The organism is Allobosea sp. LjRoot9, from assembly GCF_964252745.1.
Lineage (GTDB): Bacteria > Pseudomonadota > Alphaproteobacteria > Rhizobiales > Beijerinckiaceae > Allobosea.
In genome coordinates, this window is record NZ_CAXUPC020000007.1 from 118,424 (window position 1) to 139,032 (window position 20,609).

Annotated in this window: 20 protein-coding genes and 1 riboswitch; of the genes, 4 read left to right on the forward strand and 16 right to left on the reverse strand. The window is 66.2% G+C overall.

The annotated features are described in order from the left end of the window. Positions 1–17 precede the first annotated feature (17 nt). Together ACSQ3P_RS23430 and ACSQ3P_RS23435 are read right to left on the reverse strand one after the other, a co-directional pair. A complete protein-coding gene (locus tag ACSQ3P_RS23430) occupies positions 18–1,040 on the reverse strand; it encodes an LLM class flavin-dependent oxidoreductase (protein ID WP_436167889.1) in 1,023 nt (340 codons plus the stop codon). 203 nt (positions 1,041–1,243) lie between these two features. Continuing rightward, on the reverse strand, positions 1,244–1,693 hold the full coding sequence (locus tag ACSQ3P_RS23435; RefSeq protein WP_436167890.1) for an N-acetyltransferase family protein: 450 nt from the start codon (positions 1,691–1,693) through the stop codon (positions 1,244–1,246). Between the two features lie 528 nt (positions 1,694–2,221). Between ACSQ3P_RS23435 and ACSQ3P_RS23440 the strand changes: the two genes are divergently transcribed. Next, a complete protein-coding gene (locus tag ACSQ3P_RS23440; protein WP_436167891.1) occupies positions 2,222–2,998 on the forward strand; it encodes a GAF domain-containing protein in 777 nt (258 codons plus the stop codon). Positions 2,999–3,196: 198 nt separating this feature from the next. Here ACSQ3P_RS23440 and ACSQ3P_RS23445 read toward each other — a convergent pair whose 3' ends face one another. Together ACSQ3P_RS23445 and ACSQ3P_RS23450 are read right to left on the reverse strand one after the other, a co-directional pair. Next, a complete protein-coding gene (locus ACSQ3P_RS23445) occupies positions 3,197–3,682 on the reverse strand; it encodes a peroxiredoxin (protein WP_436167892.1) in 486 nt (161 codons plus the stop codon). 49 nt (positions 3,683–3,731) lie between these two features. Continuing rightward, positions 3,732–4,583, reverse strand: a complete 852-nt coding sequence (locus ACSQ3P_RS23450; RefSeq protein ID WP_436167893.1) for a protein-disulfide reductase DsbD domain-containing protein — start codon at positions 4,581–4,583, stop codon at positions 3,732–3,734. A gap of 179 nt (positions 4,584–4,762) precedes the next feature. Between ACSQ3P_RS23450 and ACSQ3P_RS23455 the strand changes: the two genes are divergently transcribed. After that, on the forward strand, positions 4,763–5,374 hold the full coding sequence (locus ACSQ3P_RS23455; RefSeq protein ID WP_311910874.1) for a YqgE/AlgH family protein: 612 nt from the start codon (positions 4,763–4,765) through the stop codon (positions 5,372–5,374). A gap of 129 nt (positions 5,375–5,503) precedes the next feature. On the opposite strand, the gene ACSQ3P_RS23460 is transcribed toward ACSQ3P_RS23455, so the two are convergent. The 12 genes from ACSQ3P_RS23460 to coxB all read right to left on the reverse strand — a co-directional run bounded on the left by ACSQ3P_RS23460 (position 5,504) and on the right by coxB (position 18,679). Then, the gene (locus tag ACSQ3P_RS23460; protein WP_436167894.1) at positions 5,504–8,446 is read right to left on the reverse strand and encodes an EAL domain-containing protein; all 2,943 of its coding nucleotides are present in this window, start codon (positions 8,444–8,446) and stop codon (positions 5,504–5,506) included. Between the two features lie 70 nt (positions 8,447–8,516). Beyond that, positions 8,517–9,113, reverse strand: coding sequence for a GNAT family N-acetyltransferase (locus ACSQ3P_RS23465; RefSeq protein ID WP_436167895.1), 597 nt, complete (start codon positions 9,111–9,113; stop codon positions 8,517–8,519). Positions 9,114–9,119: 6 nt separating this feature from the next. Then, entirely contained in the window at positions 9,120–10,463 is a 1,344-nt protein-coding gene (locus tag ACSQ3P_RS23470) for a M16 family metallopeptidase (protein WP_436167896.1), read from the reverse strand. Next, positions 10,460–11,875, reverse strand: coding sequence for a threonine synthase (gene thrC / locus ACSQ3P_RS23475; RefSeq protein ID WP_436167897.1), 1,416 nt, complete (start codon positions 11,873–11,875; stop codon positions 10,460–10,462). The genes ACSQ3P_RS23470 and thrC overlap by 4 nt, the downstream gene beginning before the upstream one ends. 94 nt (positions 11,876–11,969) lie before the next feature. After that, positions 11,970–12,752: an SURF1 family protein gene (locus ACSQ3P_RS23480; protein ID WP_436167898.1), complete on the reverse strand. Its 783-nt coding sequence runs from the start codon at positions 12,750–12,752 to the stop codon at positions 11,970–11,972. A gap of 5 nt (positions 12,753–12,757) precedes the next feature. Then, entirely contained in the window at positions 12,758–13,132 is a 375-nt protein-coding gene (locus ACSQ3P_RS23485; protein WP_436167899.1) for a DUF983 domain-containing protein, read from the reverse strand. A gap of 128 nt (positions 13,133–13,260) precedes the next feature. Continuing rightward, complete coding sequence (locus ACSQ3P_RS23490) at positions 13,261–14,127, reverse strand: cytochrome c oxidase subunit 3 (RefSeq protein ID WP_436167900.1); 867 nt, start codon at positions 14,125–14,127, stop codon at positions 13,261–13,263. A gap of 88 nt (positions 14,128–14,215) precedes the next feature. After that, positions 14,216–14,815, reverse strand: coding sequence for a cytochrome c oxidase assembly protein (locus tag ACSQ3P_RS23495; protein WP_436167901.1), 600 nt, complete (start codon positions 14,813–14,815; stop codon positions 14,216–14,218). Continuing rightward, the gene (locus ACSQ3P_RS23500) at positions 14,815–14,985 is read right to left on the reverse strand and encodes a hypothetical protein (RefSeq protein ID WP_311910859.1); all 171 of its coding nucleotides are present in this window, start codon (positions 14,983–14,985) and stop codon (positions 14,815–14,817) included. The genes ACSQ3P_RS23495 and ACSQ3P_RS23500 overlap by 1 nt, the downstream gene beginning before the upstream one ends. After that, entirely contained in the window at positions 14,982–15,938 is a 957-nt protein-coding gene (locus ACSQ3P_RS23505) for a heme o synthase (protein ID WP_436167902.1), read from the reverse strand. The genes ACSQ3P_RS23500 and ACSQ3P_RS23505 overlap by 4 nt, the downstream gene beginning before the upstream one ends. Before the next feature lie 164 nt (positions 15,939–16,102). Continuing rightward, positions 16,103–17,737, reverse strand: a complete 1,635-nt coding sequence (gene ctaD, locus ACSQ3P_RS23510; RefSeq protein ID WP_069690144.1) for a cytochrome c oxidase subunit I — start codon at positions 17,735–17,737, stop codon at positions 16,103–16,105. A 96-nt stretch (positions 17,738–17,833) separates the two neighbouring features. Then, positions 17,834–18,679, reverse strand: coding sequence for a cytochrome c oxidase subunit II (gene coxB / locus ACSQ3P_RS23515; RefSeq protein WP_436168043.1), 846 nt, complete (start codon positions 18,677–18,679; stop codon positions 17,834–17,836). 416 nt (positions 18,680–19,095) lie between these two features. Between coxB and ACSQ3P_RS23520 the strand changes: the two genes are divergently transcribed. Both ACSQ3P_RS23520 and ACSQ3P_RS23525 read left to right on the forward strand, forming a co-directional pair. Further along, positions 19,096–19,587 carry an invasion associated locus B family protein gene (locus tag ACSQ3P_RS23520; protein WP_436167903.1) on the forward strand — a complete coding sequence of 164 codons (492 nt, stop codon included), beginning with the start codon at positions 19,096–19,098 and terminating at the stop codon, positions 19,585–19,587. Continuing rightward, positions 19,584–20,219: a hypothetical protein gene (locus tag ACSQ3P_RS23525; RefSeq protein ID WP_436167904.1), complete on the forward strand. Its 636-nt coding sequence runs from the start codon at positions 19,584–19,586 to the stop codon at positions 20,217–20,219. The genes ACSQ3P_RS23520 and ACSQ3P_RS23525 overlap by 4 nt, the downstream gene beginning before the upstream one ends. Before the next feature lie 190 nt (positions 20,220–20,409). Continuing rightward, positions 20,410–20,509, forward strand: a riboswitch (glycine riboswitch). The last annotated feature ends 100 nt before the right edge of the window (positions 20,510–20,609 follow it).

Sequence of the window (20,609 nt, forward strand, 5' to 3'; positions counted from 1 at the left end):
ACGGCGATGGCTGAGCCTCAGCGCCAGCCAAGAGCCGGCGCGACATGCTTCAGGATCATCTCGATGACATGGGCGTTATAGGCGACGCCGAGCTGGTTGGGCACCGTCAGCAGCAGGGTGTCCGCCTCGGTGATCGCCTCGTCCTGCGCCAGCTCCTGGATCAGCTTGTCCGGTTCGGCCGCATAACTGCGACCGAAGATCGCGCGGGTGTTGTCGTCGATGAAGCCGACCTGGTCATCGCCCTGGTTGCCGCCGCCGAAATAGGTGCGGTCGCGGTCGTCCACCAGCGCGAAGATGCTGCGGCTGACCGAGACGCGCGGCTCGCGCGCATGTCCGGCCTCCTTCCAGGCCTCGCGATAGGCGCGGATCTGCTTCGCCTGCTGGATGTGGAAGGGCTCGCCGCTCTCGTCGTTCTTGAGCGTCGAACTCTGCAGGTTCATGCCGAGCTTGGCGGCCCAGATTGCCGTGGCGTTGGAGCCGGCGCCCCACCAGATGCGCTCGCGCAGGCCCTCCGAATAGGGTTCGAGCCGCAGCAGCCCAGGCGGGTTGGGAAACATCGGCCGGGGGTTGGGCTTGGCGAAACCCTGACCGCGCAACAGATCGAGGAAGACCTCGGCATGGCGGCGGCCCATATCGGCGTCGCTCTGGCCCTCTGCCGGCTCATAGCCGAAATAGCGCCAGCCATCGATCACCTGCTCCGGCGAGCCGCGGCTGATGCCGAGTTGCAGGCGCCCGCCGGCGATAAGATCGGCCGAACCGGCATCCTCCGCCATATAGAGCGGGTTCTCGTAGCGCATATCGATGACGCCGGTGCCGATTTCGATGCGGCTGGTTCTGGCGCCGACGGCGGCAAGCAGCGGGAAGGGCGAGGCGAGCTGGCGCGCGAAATGGTGCACGCGAAAATAGGCGCCGTCCGCGCCCAGCTCTTCGGCCGCGACCGCGAGATCGATCGATTGCAGCAGCGTATCGCCCGCCGAGCGTGTCTGGGATTGCGGCGAGGGCGTCCAATGCCCGAACGAGAGGAAACCGATCTTCTTCATGGCTCGACGCCTGTCGCTGCCCGCGAACGCCGCTGCGTTCCGCGGAAAGAGGGATGTCCGAGCGGCTGGCGCGGGCGCCGTGCCGTCTGACGGATGTGCCCCTCATATAGTGGGCCGTAGCAGTGCTATGGTTGCATGCACGCACACGCCCCCATGCGCCGGCGCAGTCTTGGCCGGAACGGCGACAGGCCGTGCGGAGTTCGTCAGCTCAGTGCCTGCCGATAGACGATGAAGCCGGATTTGTCCGCGACCTTGTCGTAGAGCTCTTGCGCCTGCAGGTTCGTCTCATGGGTCTGCCAATAGACCCGGAAGGCGCCCTTCACCTGGGCCATCTCGCGCACGGCCTCGATCAGCTTGCGCCCGACGCCGCTGCCGCGCGCCTCGGCCACGGTGAAGAGGTCCTGCAGGTAGCAGATGTCCTTCGCGCTCCAGGTCGTGCGGTGCATCACCCAGTGGACGATGCCGAGCGCCCGGCCGTCGCGCTCGGCGATGAAGCCGCCCATCGGCTCAGCGCCGCCGGTGAGGCGGGCGAAGGTCAGCTCGTAGAGCTCCGGCGACAGGGCGCTCTTGTAGAAGGTCAGATAGCCTTGCCAGAGCGGCTCCCAGGCGGCGCGGTCGCTCGCGACGAGCGGACGGATGATGACGTCTGACATGGCTGTGCCCCCAAGATAGGCACCAAGGCTAGCGCGCTCCCCGGGAGCTGTCTCATGACAAGGCGAGATCGCATCGATCACCGCGGCATGGGCATTGAAGCCGCTCGTGCCACGATGGTGGAGAAGTCTCGCTTGCCTCCTCCCCTGGCGGGAGAAGGTGGCGCGCAGCGCCGGATGAGGGGGCGCCGTGCCCTGTCAGGTTGGCGTTGTGTTCGGCTAGGCGGAGAACTCACAGCGCCCCCTCATCCGTCTCGGCTTCGCCGGTCCACCTTCCCCCAGCCGTCTCGGGCTTGCCCGAGATGGGCAACCCAAAGTGTCAAAGTCGGCAACAGCCGACTTTGATTGGGGGGGAAGGGGAGCGCGTTCACCGAAAAGGCGCGGGGACCACAATCCCTCCGTCAGGCCATAGTCAGGAACGCCGCCAGGGTTGTCGTCAACCACCAGGTCGCCAATGACCTCGCCGAGGCGGTTACGCAATTGGCAATCCGTTTTTGCAAAATAGTAAGCATTGGGGGCCGAAATCGAACTGTGAAGCTCATCTTGCCACCAGCCGTTGCGAGTCCCGCGGCCTTGCGAGAGCAAGCGCGTCTCGACGCGCTTGCATCATATGACGTGCTGGACACTCCGCCGGAGGAGGCTTTCGACAGGCTGACACGCCTGGCGAGGCGCGTCTTCAATGTCCCGATGTCTACCGTCACCTTCATTGACGGCCACCGGCAATGGTTCAAGTCGCAACAGGGCATGACGGCGTGCGAGACCGATCGAGAGCCGGCATTCTGCAATATTGCGATCCAACTGCCGGACGCGTTGATCGTACCCGATGCGACAATCGACGAGCGGTTTTCGGACAATCCATTCGTGCGGGGCGAGCCCTATATCCGGTTTTATGCAGGCGTTCAGCTACGCTCACTGGGCGGTCATGCGATCGGGACGCTTTGCACGATAGACACCCGCCCGCGCAGCTTCAGCGTCGATGACAGCGCGACATTGGCGGAGCTGGGCGGCATCGCTACCGATCTGCTCGAGCTGCGTCGGCAGGTTTCTCTGGCGAAGCCGGGCGGTCGCCCGCGATCGGGCGACGCTCACCATGTCATGAAGGCGGGTCGCCTGGTTTTCAACAGAGGCAAAACCTCTCTCAGATGCACCGTTCGGTCGCTATCGCCGGCCGGTGCGGCGGTTGATGTCATGTCGACGGCGGGCGTCCCGGATCGGGTTGCTCTCCTGATCGATGCCGACGCGACCTCAAGGCTTTGCGACATTGCTGCGAAAGCCGAACAGCGTCTCGAATTGTTGTTCGAGAGTTGACGACAGGGGCCTACGCCTCACTCCTGCCCCTCTCACTGATCTCGGGCCTGCCCGAGATCAGCACTCAAAGTGTCGAAGTCGTGTAACCCCGATTTCGATGCAGAAGAGGGGCCCCCGCGCCCTTCGCCGGAATCCGGCGCATGAAAAAGCCCGCGGCGTTGGGCGTCGCGGGCTCGTATCTGCGCAGCCGGTTGCCGCTCAGAGCTGCGTCAGCAGGTTCTCGGCGCCGGAGATGTCGGCCTTGCCCGGGCCTTCCTCGATGTTGAGCGCGGTTACGACGCCGTCCTCGACGATCATCGAATAGCGCTGCGAGCGGGTGCCGAGACCGAAGCCCGAGCCGTCGAGCGAGAGGCCGATTTCCTTGGCGAAGTCGCCATTGCCGTCGGAGAGGAACTCGATCACGCCCGCGCCGCCGGTCGCCTTCGACCAGGCGTCCATGACGAAGACGTCGTTGACGCCTGTGACCATGATCGCATCGACGCCCTTGGCCTTGATGTCGGCGGCGTTGTTGAGATAGCCCGGCAGATGGTTCTTGTGGCAGGTCGGCGTGAAGGCGCCGGGAACGGCGAAGAGCACGACCTTCTTGCCCTTGAACAGATCGTCGGTCGTCTTGGCGGCGGGGCCGTCCGCGGTCATCACCCGGAACGTCGCCTGGGGAAGCTTGTCACCTACCTTGATGGTCATCGCGCCTGTTCTCCGTGAAGCCTGCGGCTTGCGCCGCGAGGTTCACGAATTAGGGCTTGGCGGCGGGGATGTCGAGTTCCAGCCGCGTCTCGACCGCATTCGGCGAGCCGCGCAATGTGACGATGAACGGTGTCGGCCCCGACGCGCCCTTGGGCCTGTCCTTGAGCCTGACCTTGGCGAGGATGGTTCCGTCGGCCTGCGGGAACAGCATGGCCTTGCCGAAGGACCACATGCCGGGCCCCTCGACGAAGACATCCTCGACCTTGCCGTCGGGCGGGGTGCGCAGCACGAATTTGAGACCTGGCACGGGCGAGGTTTCATCCAGCCGCGCCTCGGCGATCGACAGCATGTCCTTGTGCTCGCCGAGCTTGGCGCGCACCGGGACACGCGCCTCGAACTGCTCCAGCCGCGGCGACGTCACGGATGTGACGCCGGGCTCCAGCCAAAGCCGGGCCTCGCCCTTGGTGGGAATGCAGATCTTCTCGCAGACGGCATAGTCGAGCTTGAGCACCAGCATGACGGGCTTGGCCGGGTCGACCGGCTGCACCGAGACCGGGATGACGACCTCGCCGACATAGCCCAGCGAATAGCCTGCGCCGTCAGGGAAGCGTTCGGGCGCCGGCCAGCGCACGTCGAGGCCGCCGACATTGTCCGAGCCGCTCCAGTCGAACACCGGCGGCACGCCGAAATCGCCGGGGCTGCGCCAATAGGTCTTGTAGCCAGAGGCCAGCGCGATCTCGATGCCGACGCGCTGTTTGCCCGAAGCTGCGGTCGCGCCCGCGATCAGGCGCAGCGACGCATTGTCGCCCTTCGACCATGACGACATCACCGCCTCCTGCGCGAGGGCAGGGGCGCTCAGCGCCGAAGCGGCGATCGCGAGCAAGGTCAAAACGAGTTTCACGATGCTGACTTATGTGTTCCGGCGCGAAATAGCGAATTCAGTCCACTCATTTTCGGAAACGATTGCGTGAAGCGCATGGGTCCAGTGGATGAAGCATGATTGGGGCGCAATCGCGATGTCCGATTTTCGTGCGCGTCCCCTGGTTCCCAGCGCGGGGGAAAGTGATCTAGCATGGAGCCATGAAGATTGGTTCAAATCAGCGCGTCAGCGGCCGCAGCTATCTCGACGGGCAATGCTTGATCGCGATGCCCGGTATGACCGACGCGCGTTTCAGTCGCAGCGTCATCTATGTCTGCGCCCATTCCGAGGATGGGGCGATGGGGATCATCGTCAACAAGCCGGCCGCCGACACCAAGTTCCCCGATCTCCTGGTCCAGCTCGACGTCATCCCCTCCGAGGAACTGATCCGCCTGCCAAGCCAGGCCGAGCGCATGCAGGTGCTGCGCGGTGGGCCGGTCGAGACCAAACGCGGCTTCGTGCTCCACACCGCTGATTTCTTCCTGGAATCGGCGACGCTGCCGATCGATGACGGCATCTGCCTGACGGCGACGCTCGACATCCTGCGCGCCATCGCCATCGGCAGCGGGCCGGAGAATGCCATCCTTGCGCTGGGCTATGCCGGTTGGGCCGCAGGCCAGCTCGAGAGCGAGATCCAGTCGAATGGCTGGCTGCATTGCGCGGCTGACCCGGAGCTGCTCTTCGACGACGGCATCGAAACGAAATATCACCGCGCCCTGGGCAAGATAGGGATCGACCCGGCCTTCCTGTCGAGCCAAGCCGGGCACGCCTGAGCCTCTCCGTCATTCTCGGGCGAAGCCCTCGGGTGCGATCTTCGATCGGCCCAAGGATAAACTCCGCGCAGACCCGAGAATCTCTGGCAAGAGATGCTCGGGTCGAGCCCGAGCATGACGCACTTGCCTCTACGCCGCCTCAGACGAGCTCGCGGCCGCCGCCCCGACCAGGCGCCTCGCCTCGGCCGCGCTCATCGGCTGGCCGAAGATATAGCCTTGCGCATATTGGCAGCCGAGCTGGTAGAGCTCGATCGCGTCGGACTCGCTCTCCGCGCCCTCCGCGACCACGTCCATGTGCAGGTCTGCGGCGAGCTGGACGATCGAGCGCAGGATCACCGGCGGCTTGCCGTTGCCCATCTGGCGCACGAAACTCTGGTCGACCTTGATCGTGTCGAAGGGGAAGCGCTGCAGATAGGACAGCGAGGAGTAGCCCGTGCCGAAATCGTCCAGCGACAGCCCCGCGCCGAGATCGCGGATGCGGCTGAGCATCTGGGCCGCATATTCCGGGTTCTCCATCACCAGGCTCTCGGTGATTTCGAGCTTGAGGGTGCCGGGCAGCACGCGCCGGCGGCCGAGCACGGTCTTGACGTCGTGCAGCAGGTCGTGGCGCAGCAATTGCCGGCTGGAGACGTTGACGCTGGCGAAGATCGGCGGGTCGACTTCGAGCGCCGCCTGCCAGGCTTCCAGCTCGCGCGCCGTGCGGTCCATGACATAGACGCCGAGATCGACGATCAGCCCGGTTTCCTCGGCGATGGCGAGGAAGTCCTGCGGCATCAACCGCCCCTCGCGCGGGTGGTCCCAGCGCACCAGTGCCTCAAAACCGGCGATGGTGCGGTCTTCCAGCCGGACGATCGGCTGGTACATCACCTGGATCTCACCGCGCTCTATGGCGCGGCGCAGATCGCTTTCGAGCGCCAGCCGGTCGTTGCGGTCGGTCCGCATCGCCGGCACGAAGACCTCGATCTTGTTGCCGCCCTGGCGCTTGGCATGGGCCATGGCGAGCTCGGCGTTCTTCAGCGCATCGTCCTTGCGCGCCGCGGGCGCCGGGTCGAACAGAGCGAGCCCGATCGAGGGCGTCAGGAAGATCTCGCGCTCCGCAAAGGTCACCGGCGTCGAGACGGCGCGGCGCACCAGTTCGGCCAGCGCCAGGATGCGCTCGGGGTCGCGCTCCGAGACCAGGATCATCGCAAAGGTGTCGCCGCCGATGCGGGCGAGCGTGTCCTGCGCCCTGAGCAGCCGCCCGAGCCGGCGCGCCAGCGTCAGCAGGATCGAATCGCCGGCGGAGAAGCCGACGGATTCGTTGACCTGCTTGAACCGGTCGATATCGATCACGATCACGGTTGGGCGGATGTTCTCGTCGGCGCGGCAGAAGCCGAAGATCGCGCCCAGCCGGTCCTGAAACAGCTTGCGGTTGGGCAGGCCGGTGAGGTTGTCGTGGACCGCGTCGTGCAGCAGCCGCTCCTGCGCGGTGCGCTGCTCGGTGACATCAGACAGCGTGCCGATGACGCGGATGACCTCGCCGTCGGAGCCGATGACCGGCCGCGCCTTGAGGTTGAACCAGTGATAGGCGCCATTGGCCGAGCGCAGGCGGGAATCGAGGTTGAGCTTGCCGCGGCGCTGCTCCAGCACCGCGTCGAGCGTGACGCGATAACGATCGCGGTCGGCGACATGCATGTGTTCGAGCCAGCGCGCGGCCGAGCCTTCGAGCGAGCCGCGCGGCAGTCCAAGCAGCGACTCGATCTGCGGGGAGACGAAGATCTTGTCGGCGGTGACGTCCCAGTCGAAGACGAGGTCGCCGGCGCCCGAGAGCGCGAGCGCCCGCCGCTCCGTATCCGAGACCAGGCCTTGCGAGACCGCGCCGCCCGCAAAAGCATGCTGGATCACGGTGAAGCCGATCAGCAGCACGATCAGCACCAGGCCGCCCAACAAGGCAGGCGCGACCAAGTCGCGTTGGAACTGCCCGGTCACGGTGAAGCCGGCGGCGGTGACCCAGACCGCGAGCAGGAACCAGGTCGGGATCAGCATCACGGCGCGTTCATAGCCATGCGTCGCCAGATGCAGGATCAGGACGAAGCCGACCGCCGCGACCGCCGCGATCGAGATCCGCGCGATGCCTGACGCCATCGGTGCGTCGAACACGGCAAGCCCGAAGAGCCCGGCGAGGCCGAGGATCCAGACGATGGTGACGTGGCTGTAGCGCACATGCCAGCGCGCCAGATTGAGATAGGCGAAGAGGAAGACGAGCAGCGTCGCTGCCAGCACCACCTCCGCGCCGGCGCGATAGATCCGTTCGATCGCGGGAGTCAGCGGAAAGATGCGCTGGAAGAAGCCGAAGTCGAGCCCGGCATAGGCGAGCACGGCCCAGGCCAGCGCGGCAGCGGCCGGAAAGATCACCGCGCCCTTGACCACGAAGATGATGGTCAGGAACAGCGCCAGCAGGCCGGCGATGCCGATGATGATGCCCTTGTAGAGCGTCAGCCCGTTGGTCTTCTGGCGATAGGCCTCCTGCTCGTAGAGATAGAGCTGCGGCAGGTTCGGCGATTTCAGCTCGGCGACGAAGGTCACCGTCGTGCCGGGGTCGAGCGTGATCAGGAAGACGTCCGCATCCGGGCTTGCCTCGCGGTCGGGGGAGAGGCCCTGGCTCGCGGTCACGGCCTCGATGCGCCGGTCGCCGAGATCGGGCCAGATCACGCCCGAGCCGATCAGCCTGTGGAAGGGCGCGACCAAAAGCCGATCGATCTGCTCGTCGGAATCATTGGTCAGCGCGAAGACGATCCAGTCCGGCCTGGCACCGGATTCGCGCGCCCTGACCGCGATGCGGCGCACGATGCCGTCGGGGCCCGGCGCGGTCGAGATCTGGATGACGTCGCCGTCCGACTTGTTGCGCTCGACCACATTGGTCAGGTCGATCACCGGGGTATCGACGGGAACGCGCACGGCTTCGACGGCAAGCGCCGGGTTCGCCGTCTCGACGGCGAACCAGAGCGCGAGGCCGGCAAGCGCGAGGCCAATCCGGAGAAGTCGATCAGGAATGGACAAGCGCGGCTCGGAGCTGGGGCGGGAAGCGATCATTCGAATTCTAGTAACCAGTCGTATCGACGGCTCATGGCGAGGGCAAGGCGAGGAATTGGCCAGCCCACCGTCACTTTTCCATCGGCAGACGGTCGCTGGACAGGGCAGCATAGAGCAGATGATCGGCCCAGGAGCCGTTGATGCGTAGATAGGCCCGCGCCATGCCCTCGCTTTGAAAGCCGACCCGTTCCAGCAGGCGCTTCGACGGGGCGTTGTTGGGCAGGCAGGCGGCCTCGACGCGATGCAGTGCGAGATCCTGGAAGGCGAAGCGCAAGGCGCCGCGCACGGCCTCGGTCATGTAGCCCTTGCCGGCATGGCGCTCGCCCATCCAGTAGCCGAGCGTGCAGGCTTGGGCGACGCCGCGCCTGACGAGGCCGAGCGTCAGCCCGCCGAGCAGGGTTTCCGAGCGCGTGTCGAAGATGAAGAGCGAATAGGCCTCGTCGGTCGCGATCTCGCGGGCGGCACGCTTGACCCGCAGGCGGAAGGAAGTGCGCGTCAGATCGTCCTCGTTCCAGACCGGCTCCCATGGCGTCAGGAATTCGCGACTTTCCATGCGCAGCACGGCCCAGGCGGCGTAGTCGGTCGCGACCGGCGCGCGCAGCGCGAGGTTTTGCGTGCGGATCAGCGGGCGCGTCGGGGGATCCGTCGAGAAGCGGAAGAGCGCCATCGCGGTTCAGTCCGGCACGCGGGCTGCGTGGAGCAGGCGCTTGGCCGGCGGCAGGCCCTGCAGCGGTCCGACCGCCGCGATCGTCGGTTGGTGGCCGAGCAGCGAGCGCCCGGCGGCGCGGACGTCTGCCAGGGTCACCGCATCGAGCCGCGCGGCAAGCTCTTCGCGCGGGATGGCGCGGCCGAAGAGCAGGACCTGGCGCGCCATCTGCTCCAGCTTGCCGCCGGGGCTTTCGAGCGAGGCCAGAAGCCCGACCTTCATCTGCGCCCGGGCGCGCGCGACCTCGACCTCGCTGACATCCTCCGCCGCCTGGCGCAGGCAGGCGAGCGCGACATCGATCAATTCGCCGACATCCTCGGGCGCGGTGCCGGCGCTGATGCCGAACACGCCGCAATCCGAGAAGGGCCAGTGGAAGGCATCGACCGCATAGGCGAGGCCGCGCTGCTCGCGGACCTGCTGGAACAGCCGCGACGACAGCCCACCGCCGAGCACCGAGGAGAAGATCTGCAGCGGGTAATGCGCGCCATTGCTGAAGGGCTGGCCGGGAAAGCCGAGGACGAGATGGACCTGCTCTTCGTCGCTCTTGATTCGGGCCTCGCCGCCGCGATAGTGGCCCGCCTCGCGGGGGGCGGCGGTGGCGGGGCCCGGGAGCAGGGCGGAGAGATGCTTTTCCGCCAGAGCGACGAGTTCGCCATGGTCGACAGCGCCCGACGCCGCCAGCACCATATTGCCGGCATGATAGTGCCGCGCCAGATAGGCGCGGATCGCATCGGGCGTGAAGCCCTTGACCGTCTTGGCCGTGCCCAGGATCGGCCGGCCGAGCGGCTGGTCGGGAAAGGCCGCCTGCAGGAAGCGATCATAGACGAGGTCGTCGGGCGTATCCTGGACGGCGCTGATCTCCTGCAGGATCACGCCCTTCTCGCGCTTGAGCTCTTCGGCGGTCAGCGCCGGCGCGGTCAGGATGTCGGAGAGGATATCGACGGCGAGCGGCAGGTCGGAGCCGAGCACGCGGGCGGTGTAGCAGGTGTATTCGACTGATGTCGCGGCGTTGAGATCACCACCGACGCTCTCGATCTCCTCGGCGATCTCGAGCGCATTGCGCCGCGCCGTGCCCTTGAAGGCCATGTGCTCGAGCAGATGGGCGAGGCCGTGCTCATGGGGCAATTCGTCGCGCGAGCCCGCGCCGATCCAGATGCCGAGCGAGACGGTCACGGCATGGTCCATATGCTGCGAGACGATGCGCAAGCCCGAGGGCAACGTCGTCAGCCCGACATCGGGGTCATGCGCGCCATGGCCGTTGCCGGTCGGCGCCGCGATGTCGGCTGTCTCGGCCGGGCCGGTCGCGCTCATGCCGCCGCTCCCCTGACCGCGCGCGCATTCTGCCGGACGAAATCCTCGATGCGGGCGAGATCGTTCGGCAGCAAGGTGAAGCGCTCCTGGCGCTCCATCAGATCGGCAAGATGGGCCGGCAAAGCAGGCGAGACGCCGCTCGCCGCCTTCACCGCCACGGGGAATTTCGCGGGATGGGCCGTGCCGAGCACGATCATCGGCGTGGCCGGATCGGCCTGGAGGCCGCGACGCGCCGCGCCGACGCCTACCGCCGTATGCGGATCGAGCAGATAGCCCGCCTCGCGCCAGGTCCGGTCGATCTCGGCAGCGGTCTGCGCCTCGTCGACTGCGGTGGCGTCGAACTCGTTGCGGATCTTGGCCAGAGGGCCGGCTGCGATCTCGAAACGGCCGGATTGCTGCAGCGATTGCATCAATCGGCGCACGGCTGCGCCGTCGCGGTCATGCGCCTCGAACAGCAGGCGCTCGAAATTCGACGAGATCTGGATATCCATCGAGGGCGAGGTCGTCGCGGCGACGCCGCGCATCTCGTAGACGCCGCTCGCCAACGTCCGCGCCAGGATGTCGTTGCTGTTGGTACCGATCAGCAATCGCTCGATCGGCAGCCCCATGCGCTTGGCGACGAAGCCGGCGAGCACATCGCCGAAATTGCCGGTCGGCACGGCGAAGGAGACCTTGCGCGCCGGTCCGCCGAGCGCCACCGCCGAGGTGAAGTAGTACACGCTCTGCGCGGCGACCCGGGCCCAATTGATCGAGTTGACGCCCGACAGGCCGATCTCGTCGCGGAAGGCGTGGTGGTTGAACATCGCCTTCAGCAGATTTTGGCAATCGTCGAAGGTGCCGTCGACTGCGATGGCATGGACATTGGGCGCATCGACCGTGGTCATCTGCCGGCGCTGCACATCCGAAACCCGCCCCTGCGGGTAGAGGATGAAGACATCGACGCGGGCAAGGCCCTTGAAGGCGTCGATCGCCGCCCCGCCAGTGTCGCCCGAGGTCGCGCCGACGATGGTGGCGCGCTCACCGCGCAAGGCCAGGACATGGTCCATCAATCGCCCGAGCAACTGCATCGCCACGTCCTTGAAGGCGAGCGTCGGGCCGTGGAAGAGTTCGAGCACGAAGAGATTGTCGGCCAGCTGCGTCAGCGGGCAGACGGCCGGATGCCGGAAGCCGGCATAGGCCGCCGCGATCATCTCGCCCAGCGCCTTGGTCTCGATGTCGCCATCGGTCAGCGCACCGAGCACGCGTTCGGCGACCTGCGTATAGGATTTTCCGGCAAAGCCCGCGATCTCGCTCTGTGGCAGGACAGGCCAGGATTTCGGTACGTAAAGCCCGCCATCGCGGGCAAGCCCGGCGAGCAGGGCGTCGGAGAAGGAGAGCGCGGGCGCTTCCCCGCGAGTGGACTCGTGCAGCACGGTGTTGGGTCTCGGTGATCCTGGCTGATGCTATAGGCTGCTCTGCCGGTTTCGGCAAAACCGGATGCGCATCACGGCCAAACCTGGCTGTGCATCAGGGCACTGCGTCGCCGGCCTTGTGCGCCTGCAGGATCTTGCGCGCCTGCAAGACGAAGGCCGCGAACACCCCCAGCAGCGTCAGCGCCAGCCCGAACCAGGTCAGCGCATATTGCAGGTGGTTGTCGGGAATCCGGGCGATCAATTCCTTGGGGTCGACCCCGGCGGGCGGGGTCAGGCCGTCGCCCTGGCGCTCGGCCTCGAGATAGAAGGATGGACCGCCGCTCAAGCCGAGCGAGGCCGCGATGGCCACGGGATCGCGCGTATAGAACTCGCGCTGGGCCGGCAGGTCGTTGGGCGTGAAGGAGTTGCGCGCCTCGGCTGCACGCAGGAAGCCGGTGATGGTAGCCGGGCCCGTGGCGGGCTTGATCTCGCCGAGCCTGTTCTCGGGCACGAAGCCGCGATTGATCAGGATCGTGCCGCCATCCGCCAGCCGGAAGCCCTGGAAGACCCAGCGGCCGAAGCCGGAGAGCTGGCGCGTGCCCGGCCCGCCCGAGGCGATCGTGGTGCGCACGCTGGCGAAGGGGCCGTCGATGAAGCTTCCATTGGCCGCGACGCGCGTCAGGTCGAGCTTTGCAGGATCGAGCGCGGCCCATGTCGTGGCAGCAGGCATGGCGGCGGGGGCGCCGGCAGCCTGCGCCTCCAGCCGCGCGATAAAGTCGTGCTTCTCGGTCATGCGTTCGAGCTGCCAGGCTCCAAGCGCGCAAAGCACCAGCGTGCCGATGACCGTCAGGATCGCCGGAGCGAGAAAGCTGGGGCGGCGCCGGGCGGGGAGGGCCACGCCGCTCATTTCTCCAGCCTGCCCTGTTCCGCCTTGTTGACATATTGCAGGGCGACCGCGAGCCCCTTCATCGGGCGCAGCAGGGCCAGGCAGACGATCACGGCGAGCGGCAGCCAGATCACCATATGCAGCCAGATCGGCGGCTCATAGGCGATCTCGACATAGAGCGCCGCGCCCAGCACGGCGAAACCCGCGATGAGCATGATGAAGACGGCAGGCCCGTCGGCCGAATCGGCGAAGGCGAAGTCGAGCCCGCAGGCGGCGCAGCGCGGGCGCACCTTGAGGAAGCCGTCGAACAATTTGCCTTCGCCGCAGCGCGGGCAGCGGCCGGCGAGGCCCGTCGAATAGGGCGAGGGCAGAGTATGGTGTTCGTCGGCCATGGCGGCCTCCATCAAAGCATGATGCCGAAAGGCGGGAGCCGGGTTTTCGGAAAAGGGGATCACGCGGCTTCAAAGCACAAAGGCGGCCTTGCGGCCGCCTTTGCCATATCAGTGCTTGCGGCTGTTCGTCAGTGCGCTGCCGCGGCGACGCCCGAACCCGCGCCCCAGACATAGATCGAGGCGAACAGGAACAGCCAGACCACGTCGACGAAATGCCAGTACCAGGCGGCGAATTCGAAGCCGAGATGCTGGTCGGGTTTGAAATGGCCGAGATAGGCCCGGTAGAGGCAGACGGCGAGGAAGATCGTGCCGATGATCACATGCGCGCCGTGGAAGCCGGTCGCCATGAAGAAGGTCGCGCCATAGACGTTGCCGCTGAAGGCGAAGGCCGCGTGCGAATACTCATAGGCCTGGCAGAGCGTGAACAGGATGCCGAGGATCACGGTGAGCCAGAGGCCCTGCTTCAGCCCCTTGCGGTCGCCCTCGATCAAAGCGTGATGCGCCCAGGTCACGGTGGTGCCCGAGGTCAGCAGGATCAGCGTGTTGAGCAGCGGCAGATGCCAGGGGTCGAAGGTCTGGATGCCCTTGGGCGGCCAGACGCCGCCGGTGAACTCCTGGCGGGTGAAGTTGATCGCCTCGTAGCTGAACAGGCTGGCGTCGAAATAGGCCCAGAACCAGGCGACGAAGAACATCACCTCGGAAGCGATGAACATGATCATGCCGTAGCGATGGTGCATCTGCACCACCTTGGTGTGGTAGCCGTCCTTCTCCGCCTCGCGGATCACGTCCATCCACCAGGCGAGCATGGTGTAGAGCACGCCGAGCAGGCCGATGCCGAAGACCATCGGGCCGAGCTTCATGCCGCCCAGCAGCATGGCCTTCATCCACATCACGGCGCCGATCGCCATCACCGTCGCGCTGGTCGCGCCGACGAGCGGCCACGGGCTCGGGTCGACGAGATGGTAGTCGTGGTTCTTGGTATGGGCCCCGGCCATGTATCAGTCTCCGCGTCCGACTTTATCTGCGCAGCGCTTCGGCTTCGCTCGTATTAGGTTCGACTAGTTACAGGTTTGAATCGACTAGTTACAGGTTTGATTTGGCCGCGTCACCCTTGCCCTCGGCGACGGGCTGGCCCGCCTTCGACTGGAAATAGGTGTAGGACAAGGTCATCGAATTGACGCCGTCGAGGTCGCGATTTCCGGCGATCTCCGGGTCGATGTAGAAAACCACCGGCGCCTCCAGGCTCTCGCCCGGCTGCAGCGTGTGCTCGGTGAAGCAGAAGCACTGGATCTTGACGAAATAGGCGGCGCCCTTCTCGGGCGCGATGTTGAAGGTCGCGATCCCGGTCGAGGTGCGGCTGGAGCGGTTGGTGATCTTGTAGAACACCGTCTGCGTCTGGCCGACGCGCAAGCTGATCTCAGGGCTCTCGGGCGTGAAGGCCCAGCCCAGCCCGGGCGCGACATTGGCGTCGAAGCGCACGGCCATGGTGCGGTCGAGGATCACGCCCGCGCCGGCCGTGCCGACCATCGGCGTGCCGCCGAAGCCCGTCGCCTTGCAGAACATGTCGTAGAGCGGCACCGAGGCGAAGGCCAAGCCGGTCATGCCCATGGCGACGCCGGCGCAGATCAGCGCGGTGCGCCGCAGGTTCGCGGGCTGTCCGCGAGGCGCAGGGGCGGGCGCCATCACAGCGGCCTGTTCATGATCGCGGGGCCGGTCTTCACCAGCGTCACCACGAAGAAGAATACGACGAGGCCGGCGAGCACGAGCGCCAGCGCCACCGAGCGACGCTTGCGGCGCGCCAGATCCTCTGGCGTGAAAGCCGGCGCTATCGGGCGCTTGGGAGCCTCGCTCATCCGATCACCTTGGGCAGGGCCCACATCAGGCCGAGGCTGTTCTCGGCGAGCAACACGGCAAACAGCAGGAAGAGATAGAGGATCGAGAAGGCGAACAGCGCGTAACAGGCCTTGCTTGCGGCCTCGCCCTGCGTCGTGCGCAGCACGCGCACCGCAAGGCCGATCATGGCCAGGCCCGTGATCACGGAGACGACGAGATAGATCAGCCCGCCGAAGCCCATCAGCGCGGGCAGCACGGCGACGGGCGCCATCACCAGCGAATAGGCCATGATCTGGCGGCGCGTCGCGGCGGCGCCGGCGACATTGGGCAGCATCGGGATGCCGGCGCGGGCGTAGTCCTCGGACTTCACCAGAGCGAGCGCCCAGAAATGCGGCGGCGTCCACAGGAAGATGATCGCGAACAGCACCAGCGAGTGCATGCCGAAATCGCCGGTCACCACCGCCTCGCCGATCATCGGGGGGAAGGCGCCGGCCGCACCGCCGATGACGATGTTCTGCGGCGTCCAGCGCTTCAGCCACATCGAATAGATCACGGCGTAGAAGAAGATCGTGAAGGCGAGCATGCTGGCCGCCAGCAGGTTGGCGACGAGGCCGAGCACGAGCACGGAGCCGACCGACAGCGTCAGGCCGAAGGCCAGCGCCTCCGAGGGCAGGATGCGGCCGGCCGGAATCGGGCGCTTGGCGGTGCGCGTCATCAGCTTGTCGATGTCGGCGTCGTACCACATGTTGAGGCAGCCCGAGGCGCCGGCTCCGACGGCGATCGCCAGCAGGCCGGCGAGGCCGAGCACCGGATGCACGGAGCCCGGCGCCGTCGCCATGCCGGCGAGCGCGGTGACCACGACGAGCAGCATCACGCGCGGCTTCAACAGCTCGAAGAAGTCGCGCGCCTCTCCCGTGGAGGTCAGCGCGCCGCCTTCGGTGCGAGGATCGATCCTGTCGAACACAGCGGCCATCGGATTCAGGTCAATTCACTTGTTGCGGCGCCCCTGGAGAGCGCGATGGGCTTTCGGAAGCGAGCCTTGGCGAAAGAAGCTTTGGCCGCCCGTCTCCGGAACGCCTCGGCAGGCGCTCGGGAGAGGGGCGGCGGCGGGCCTGGGAAGGCCCGCCGCCTGTTGGATCAGTGGTCCGAGCCGGTGATGCGCGGCAGGGTCTCGAACTGGTGGAAGGGCGGCGGCGAGGGCAGCGTCCATTCCAGAGTGGTGGCGCCTTCGCCCCAGGGATTGTCCCCGGCGAGGACCTTCTTCGAGAAGGCGTTGTAGACGCCGTAGAAGAAGATCAGCAGGCCGGCGGCGAAGATGTAGGAGCCGATCGACGAGATGAGGTGCCAGTGCCAGAAGGCGTCGGGATAGTCGGCATAGTGACGCGGCATGCCGGCCAGGCCGAGGAAGTGCTGCGGGAAGAACAGCACGTTGGCGCCGATGAAGGCGACGTAGAAGTGCAGCCTGCCGATCCAGTCCGGGATGACATAGCCGCTCATCTTCGGGAACCAGTAGTAGAAGCCCGCGAAGATGCCGAACACGGCGCCCAGCGACAGCACGTAGTGGAAATGCGCCACGACGTAATAGGTCGCGTGCAGCGAGCGGTCGACGCCGGCATTGGCCAGCACGACGCCGGTGACGCCGCCGACGGTGAACAGGAAGATGAAGCCGTTCGCCCATAGCATCGGCGCGGTGAAGCGGATCGAGCCGCCCCACATCGTCGCGATCCAGGAGAAGATCTTCACGCCCGTCGGCACCGCGATCACCATCGTCGCGAAGACGAAATAGCGCTGCGTGTTGAGCGAGAGGCCGGCGGTGTACATGTGGTGCGCCCACACGATGAAGCCGACGACGCCGATCGCGACCATGGCGTAGGCCATGCCGAGATAGCCGAAGATCGGCTTCTTCGAGAAGGTCGAGATGATGTGGCTGACGATGCCGAAGGCCGGCAGGATCATGATGTAGACTTCGGGGTGGCCGAAGAACCAGAACAGGTGCTGGTAGAGGATCGGGTCGCCGCCGCCGGCCGGGTCATAGAAGGTCGTGCCGAAATTGCGGTCGGTCAGCAGCATGGTGATGGCGCCGGCGAGCACCGGCAGCGCCAGCAGCAGCAGGAAAGCGGTGACCAGCACCGACCAGGCGAAGAGCGGCATCTTGTGCAGCGTCATGCCCGGAGCGCGCATGTTCAGGATGGTGGTGATGAAGTTGATCGCGCCCAGGATCGAGGCCGCGCCGGCGAGGTGGAGCGCCAGGATGCCGAAATCGACGGAGGGGCCGGGATGGCCGGCCGAGGAGAAGGGCGGATAGATCGTCCAGCCGGTGCCGACGCCATGGGCGCCGGGAGCGCCTTCCACGAACATCGAGATGATCAGCAGCACGAAGCCGGCGACCGTCAGCCAGAACGAGATGTTGTTCATGCGCGGGAAGGCCATGTCCGGCGCGCCGATCATCAAGGGCACGAACCAGTTGCCGAAGCCGCCGATGACGGCGGGCATGACCATGAAGAAGATCATGATCAGGCCGTGGCCGGTGACGAAGACGTTGTAGCTCTGGCCGTTGGCGAAGATCTGGAGGCCCGGCTGCTGCAGCTCGATGCGCATCATGATCGACAGGAAGCCGCCGACGAGGCCCGCCATGATCGAGAAGCACAGATAGAGCGTGCCGATGTCCTTGTGGTTGGTGGACAACAGCCAGCGGCGCCACCCGGTCGGGTGGTGCTCGTGGCCGGCATCGTCATGTCCGTGGCCATGGGCGTCGTGAGCCGCAGTTGCCATGGGGTGGTCTCCTTATGCGAATCGGGTTCGCTACAGTCGGTCGATCAAGTTGCGCCGCAGCAATCGCCGGGCGGCAAACGGTTCGTAAAACGGTGCCTATTGGCCGGCGGCGGCGACCTTGTTGGTCGCGTCGTCGGCATTGGCGAACTTCTTCTTCGAATCGGCGAGCCAGGCGGCGTATTTCTCGGCGCTGACGACCCGGAAGGCGATCGGCATGTAGGAATGGTTCTGCCCGCAGATGAACGAGCACTGGCCGTAATAGATGCCCTCGCGGTCGGCCTTGAACCAGGTTTCGTTCAGGCGGCCGGGGATGGCGTCGATCTTGATGCCGAAGGACGGCACCGTGAACTTGTGGATCACGTCGGCGCCGGTGACCTGGATGCGCACGATCTTGCCGACCGGGACCACGGCCTCGTTGTCGACGGCGAGCAGGCGCGGGGCCTCGGCGGCGGCGATCTTGTTGCTGCTGATCGCCTCGGCGCGCTGCTTCTCGTCCAGCATCAGCGAGTCGAAGCCGAAGGCGCCGCCATCCTGCGGGTACTCATAGGACCAGTACCACTGCTTGCCGGTGACCTTCACGGTGAGGTCGGCCTGCGGAATCTCGAGCTGCAGCTTGAGCAGGCGGAAGGACGGGATCGCGATGACGACCAGGACCAGGACCGGAATCACCGTCCAGGCGACTTCGAGCAGCGCGTGATGCGTCGTCTTCGAGGGAACCGGGTTCGCCTTCTCGTTGAAGCGCCAGGCGACATAGACCAGGAGCCCCAGCACGAAGATCGAGATGATGAAGATGATGACGTTCAGCCAGTTGTGGAACCAGTGAATGTATTCCGAGACCTCGGTCGCCGGCCCCTGCAGGTTCATCTGCCAGTCGCTGGGCATCCCGGTGCCGGCCAGGGCGGCGTCGGGGAGAAGCGCCGTCGCGCCGGCCGCAAGGGCCATGGCGGCCACGGTTGCAAGGGTCCTGCTCAGAAATCGCATCGGTCCGACCTAGCTCCTCATCATGCCCGCTTCGGAACGCCCTGATCGAAAGGCGTCCGTGCGACAAGGTTACGACCCAGCGGCCCACCCTGCACTTCGGCATTGCGATAAATCAAAGATCACGCTTGCGCCAGTGGGGCAATGCGGGCCTTCCACGCATGCCGTGCGGCATAATCGCGCGAGGTCGTATGTCGCGGCGGGCCCGGCTTTGGGCTCTCGCCTTGACAGGACAGGGCCTGCATGGTCCCAACACGGGCATGATTTGGCGAGGGCGGCGCGCCCCGGGGCGCTGACCGGCTTTTCGCCTGAATTCGGCTGCTTTATTCGTCACGCCCGGCGGCGTGCGCCGGTTTGGAGGTTAGGCAGGGATGGGCAAGATGATCGGACGCGTCCTCGCGACCGCGCTGGCCGCCTGCAGCGTCAGCGGCGCTGCGCTGGCGCAGGGCGCGGTCAAGTCGACGCATGGCGACTGGCAGATGCGCTGCGAGGTGCCGCCCGGCGCCAAGGCCGAGCAATGCGCGCTCGTGCAGAATGTCGCGGCCGAGGACCGACCGAACCTGACGCTGCTCGTCATCGTGCTCAAGACGGCGGATCAGAAGAGCCGGCTGTTGCGCGTGGTCGCGCCGCTCGGCGTGCTCCTGCCCTCGGGGCTGGGCTTGAAGATCGACGACAAGGATATCGGTCGGGCCGGCTTCGTGCGCTGCCTGACCACCGGCTGCGTCGCCGAGGTGGTGATGGACGATGCGCTGCTCGGCCAGCTCAAGACCGGCAAAAGCGCCACATTCATCGTGTTCCAGACACCGGAGGAGGGCGTGGGCATCCCCGTCTCGCTTTCCGGATTCGGCCCCGGCGTGGAGACCTTGCCGTGATTGACGCGACATTCCGCCGGCCGCACTGGCTGATTCTTCCTGTTTTGTGTGTCGGCCTCGCCGGCTGCGGCTCGTCGGGCTCCTCCTCGGGAGAACCGAGTGCGTTCCAGAAATTCAGCAATGTCGTGATGTTCCAGTCTACGACCGTGCCGCCGGCGCCGCCGAAGACGCAGGGCGAGGTCCAGAAGGAGCGTCAGGACGAGGAGGAGTCGCTGGTCTGCCCGGAGGTGATCATTGCCGATGGCGGCGCCGCGATGCGCGCCCAGTCGGGCCCTGACAGCGGCAGCCTGCGCCATCAAATTTCGATTCTGAATGTTGCGCGCGAATGCACGGCGACGGGCAATGGCGGCTACAATCTCAAGGTTGGCGTCGAGGGCCGGGTGCTGCTCGGCCCGGCCGGTGCACCGGGCAGCTATTTCGCGACCCTGGTGACCACGGTCACGCGCGGCACGACCTCGGTGGCACGCCGCTCGGCCCGCGTTGGCGGCACGATCGCCAGCGGCCAGGGCGGCGTCGATTTCTCCTATGTCGAGCAGGGCATCGTGGTTCCGCCCGGCCGCGGCGATGTCGAGATCACCGTCGACCTCTCACCGGCCGGCGCCGCGACCGCCGCCCACAGGCGGCGTCGATAAAAGCGTTTTCGAGCGACCTGAGTACGGTTCGCGTGAAGAAGCGCGTCAAAACAAAAGGCTAGAGCAATTTTCGATCCAGCCGGACCGGATACCGCTCTAGCACTGCGCGGAAAATCGCGGCGCTTGCCGCGAAACAAGGCAGTCGCCCGATTGACTCAAGGGCTGCCTCCAGTATGTCTGCGTTCAGCCGCACATCCCCGCGGGAGAGACCGGGTTCGGACTTGTCCGGATTCGGCGCCGAAGGCGCAACCGCCCCGGAAACGCTCAGGCAAAAGGACCGCTGGGGAGTTGGCGCTCTGGAAAGTGGCGGAAGCGATTCCGCCCACCGACGGGTGTAACCTGTCCGGCTGACGACGCCGGAATGGGGAAATCTCTCAGGTTCCGAGACAG

Coding starts and splice junctions, on each gene's coding strand:
- ACSQ3P_RS23430 (WP_436167889.1), bottom strand. CDS start 1,040: ATGAAGAAGATCGGTTTCCTCTCGTTCGGGCATTGGACGCCCTCGCCG.
- ACSQ3P_RS23435 (WP_436167890.1), bottom strand. CDS start 1,693: ATGTCAGACGTCATCATCCGTCCGCTCGTCGCGAGCGACCGCGCCGCC.
- ACSQ3P_RS23445 (WP_436167892.1), bottom strand. CDS start 3,682: ATGACCATCAAGGTAGGTGACAAGCTTCCCCAGGCGACGTTCCGGGTG.
- ACSQ3P_RS23455 (WP_311910874.1), top strand. CDS start 4,763: ATGAAGATTGGTTCAAATCAGCGCGTCAGCGGCCGCAGCTATCTCGAC.
- ACSQ3P_RS23460 (WP_436167894.1), bottom strand. CDS start 8,446: ATGATCGCTTCCCGCCCCAGCTCCGAGCCGCGCTTGTCCATTCCTGAT.
- ACSQ3P_RS23465 (WP_436167895.1), bottom strand. CDS start 9,113: ATGGCGCTCTTCCGCTTCTCGACGGATCCCCCGACGCGCCCGCTGATC.
- ACSQ3P_RS23470 (WP_436167896.1), bottom strand. CDS start 10,463: ATGAGCGCGACCGGCCCGGCCGAGACAGCCGACATCGCGGCGCCGACC.
- ACSQ3P_RS23485 (WP_436167899.1), bottom strand. CDS start 13,132: ATGGCCGACGAACACCATACTCTGCCCTCGCCCTATTCGACGGGCCTC.
- ACSQ3P_RS23490 (WP_436167900.1), bottom strand. CDS start 14,127: ATGGCCGGGGCCCATACCAAGAACCACGACTACCATCTCGTCGACCCG.
- ACSQ3P_RS23495 (WP_436167901.1), bottom strand. CDS start 14,815: ATGGCGCCCGCCCCTGCGCCTCGCGGACAGCCCGCGAACCTGCGGCGC.
- ACSQ3P_RS23500 (WP_311910859.1), bottom strand. CDS start 14,985: ATGAGCGAGGCTCCCAAGCGCCCGATAGCGCCGGCTTTCACGCCAGAG.
- ACSQ3P_RS23505 (WP_436167902.1), bottom strand. CDS start 15,938: ATGGCCGCTGTGTTCGACAGGATCGATCCTCGCACCGAAGGCGGCGCG.
- ctaD (WP_069690144.1), bottom strand. CDS start 17,737: ATGGCAACTGCGGCTCACGACGCCCATGGCCACGGACATGACGATGCC.
- coxB (WP_436168043.1), bottom strand. CDS start 18,679: ATGGCCCTTGCGGCCGGCGCGACGGCGCTTCTCCCCGACGCCGCCCTG.
- ACSQ3P_RS23520 (WP_436167903.1), top strand. CDS start 19,096: ATGATCGGACGCGTCCTCGCGACCGCGCTGGCCGCCTGCAGCGTCAGC.